This window comes from Acetomicrobium mobile (assembly GCF_937920065.1).
In genome coordinates this window covers 1-3602 of the sequence record NZ_CALETC010000043.1, presented here as the reverse complement: position 1 = coordinate 3602, position 3602 = coordinate 1, and the positions used below count along the sequence as shown (strand labels likewise).

Below are 3602 nucleotides of genomic sequence, written 5' to 3'. Positions count from 1 at the left end.
CCCATTAAGAAAGTAGGTTCTTACCACCATCATATTTTTATGTCAAAATTCCTATACTAAAGATTTCAGAGCCGCATTTTTACTCACAATCAATTTAGGGTGCTAAATTAATCTTAGAATCGTTGCATTAATATATCTTGTAATAAATCCCAATCATCCCAAACATGTTCGTACAAACGCCTATACAGCGTATAAAAAGCTCTGGCTCTTTTAGTCTTTTCCATATCGGGTTGATATTGCCTTTCCAACCTCACAGTTTTTTTGACAGCTTCCTCGATATTCTCATATAGGCCTACAACTACCCCTGCAACAAGAGCTGTACCTTTTGCACCAAACTCCGAACCTTCAGGCACCTCTAAAGGAAGGCCTGTCATGTCCGATAAAAGCTGACACCAGAAAGCGCTTTGAGCTCCACCACCGGATATTCGCACACGATTGATCTTTATGGGGATATATTGATAACAATCCATCATTGCAAATCCTACGCCTTCATAGACAGCCCTGACTAAATTGTCCCTATTATGAGTAGCGGTAATGCCAAAAAACTGAGCTCTTGCAGTAGGCTTAACAAAAGGAGCCCTTTCTCCACTCGCGCTTAAATAGGGGTGGTAAATAATTCCTCCAGCCCCTATATCCAATCCTTTCACGTGTTCTTCTACCACATCGTAAAATGACATATTTCTCTTTGCCGCCTCTTCCTCATAAGTCCTGCCCACTTGTGCCAAAATCCAGTCGAGGTTAGGCGTTCCCATCATTACTCCCATGGCCCTAACCCATAGCCCGGCGAATCCGTGACACATTGTAAATCCAACATTCAATGGCTCTATATAAGGACCGTCCATGACGACCTCATTAAAACAAGTAGTACCAATTATGGAGCAGGCATCACCAGGGTGTATAGCGCCAACGCCCGTTGCAGTGGCTATGACGTCAAAGGGCCCACCTACTACCGGAATGCCAGATGGCAATCCCAGTAAGGATGCAGCTTCATCGGTTAAAGGAGCGTAATTTTCAAGGGGAGTTTTGACGGGAGGCAATAAATATCTATACTTCACAGTTCCATACATCTTTAACAGCTCTTCGGAATACTGACGTTTTGCGATATCAAAATGTGGCACGCAGCCATCTGTCTCATCGGTAGTGATTTCTCCTGTTAATTTATACTTTAACCAATCCTTACAGTACAAAGCCCAGCGGGATTTTGCTAGAGTTTCAGGCTCATTTTCGTCGAGCCATTTTATGATGGCAGCCTGTACGCCCGGGAAAAGGGCGGATCCCAAAATTTTATACGCATTTTCACTAATGCCCTCGGCTTGCCATCTGGCTATGAGATCACCTGCCCTTCCATCGGACCACAAAATTGCAGGACGGACCGGCTCACCTTCTTCATCTATGAGCCAACATCCGTCACCTTGTCCGGTTACCCCTATGGCACATATATCTTTGGCAGGCACACCACTTTTTGCGACAGCCTCATTGACTGTTATAACAACGGCTTCCCATACCTCCAGCATATCTTGTTCATCCCAATTTGGCCTTGGGTTCAGTACGGTTGTCTTTTGTCTACCCACGGCCAACTCATTTCCCTCGTCATCAAAAACTACGCTTTTGACCATAGATGTACCCGCATCTATCCCTATCAAATACTTTTCCACTACAATCCCTCCTCTCTGACAGCAAACTGCCCCTTCTTTATAGGGCAAGACCTCTAAATGACATTAAAGATTTTAGTTAGGTAGCATGCCCATACTTAGGCAAATGCCTCTTTATTAACACAATTGTTAAGTTCTCCAGTGTTGAAGTAGGCAAAAAGAGCTTCTGCAACTGTCTCCACACCTCTGATCGCGCTTCTTTTAGATGCACCGGCTATGTGTGGTGTCAGAAGGACGTTATCCAGTTTCGTCAAAGGATGATCGGCAGGCAACGGCTCCGGATCAAAGACATCAAGCGCCGCCCCTTTTATTCTTCCTTTTGATAGAACTTCGTAAAGGGCATCATAATCCACCACTCCACCCCTTGCCGTGTTGATGAAATAAGAAGATGGCTTCATCAAGTTAAATCTACTTTCATCCATCATCTTCTCCGTCTCCGGAGAAAGCCTGACATGCAAGCTTACCACATCTGCCGTCTTCAAAAGGTCATCAAGGCTTGCACTTTTATAACCAGCGTCTTCAATGATCGAGGAGTCCACGTAAGGATCGTGGACTAAAACTTCACAACCAAATAAAGAAAACAATCTTGCAACATTCCGTCCCACCTTGCCATAACCTACAATGCCCACGGTAAGATCCGAAAGTTCGGGACCAACTTTGTCATAAAGATAAAGGTCTCCTCTCCAAACGCCTCGTTTCAACTCATAGTGCCCTAAAGCCATATTTTTCATCAGGGCAAGCGCTGCACCAACTGTGAATTCGACCACGGCCGATTCGTTCCTTCCGGGGCTATTGAAAACTGGAATTTTCATGGATGAGCAAGCTTTTATATTCACGTTAACGGGGCCGCCTCGCGTACAGGCGACCACTTTTAATTTCGGAGCAGCCTTTAATAAAGCTTCTGTAACAGGTGCTGTATCAACTATGAGGACATCCACATCCTTTATGAGTGGCATGAGATCCTCGGGATTGCCGGAACACTCTTTAACTTCATCGCTATCGTAAAACGGTTCGTTCGGCCAGGGCACTTCGTGTTCAATAAAATCAGCATCAGGAAAATATCTTTTTAAAACATCAACGAAAATAAAACTTCTGACGAAACCATCGCCAACAACTAAAAATCTCATCTCTCGTCACTCATTTCTGTCCATAGGTCTTAAATTTTTCAAGCATGAGTTCCATTTCTTCATCGGGAAGTAGCACCGGATCTCCTACGCACTTTGTGCGATAGTAAATTTCAGAGACCATTTCTATTATCTCCGCAGTCCCAAAGGCAGAAGGCAAATCCGGTCCAACCGCAATAAGCCCATGGTTGGCTAAAAGAACGGCGTTATATACTTTGCCCATCGTATTATATGCTGCGTCAGCTATTTCCTGCGTACCAAAGGTGGCATAAGGCGCACAGGGAACTTTCTTTCCTGCATAGGCGATCAAATAATGAGCAGGTGGTATTTCCCAGCGCAAGGTGGCAATTGTAGTAGCGAACATTGAATGCGTATGAACTACGGCGCCAACGTCCTCTCTCTTTTGATAAAAGATTAAATGCATTCTCCATTCGCTGGATGGCTTTCTAAAACCATCTACAATCTCTCCTTCTAAATCCATTATCACTACATCTTCGGGTTCGGTTTCAAAATAATCCATACCGCTAGGAGAAATGGCCATTAAGCTTTCTTTCTTGTTTATAACGCTGATGTTCCCGCCAGTACCTCTGGTAAGTCCTGCCGTTATGAGCTTCTTGCCATACTCTACAACCAACTCTCGTTCCTTTTCTAGAAGCAATTAACATCACTCCTTTTTGATCTACTTTTTCGATTTATTATAACTCAATAACATTATGTTAATTGTATCGTCTTAAGAAGCAATCAAAACGAAGGGCGGTGAAGCCAATAATGTTAAAAATTGTCGTCCGCCCAAACTGAGGATTATGGAGCTGTACGTATACAAATA

At 43.8% G+C, this 3602-nt stretch carries 3 protein-coding genes; all 3 read right to left on the bottom strand.

The genetic code is table 11. The features are described 5' to 3' along the window. Positions 1 to 113 precede the first annotated feature (113 nt). Entirely contained in the window at positions 114 to 1655 is a 1542-nt protein-coding gene (locus tag Q7P41_RS01795; protein WP_303881682.1) for an FGGY-family carbohydrate kinase, read from the bottom strand. A gap of 95 nt (positions 1656 to 1750) precedes the next feature. Beyond that, positions 1751 to 2779, bottom strand: coding sequence for a 2-hydroxyacid dehydrogenase (locus Q7P41_RS01790; protein ID WP_303881681.1), 1029 nt, complete (start codon positions 2777 to 2779; stop codon positions 1751 to 1753). Between the two features lie 10 nt (positions 2780 to 2789). Further along, on the bottom strand, positions 2790 to 3434 hold the full coding sequence (locus Q7P41_RS01785; protein ID WP_303881680.1) for an L-fuculose-phosphate aldolase: 645 nt from the start codon (positions 3432 to 3434) through the stop codon (positions 2790 to 2792). Positions 3435 to 3602 lie beyond the last annotated feature (168 nt).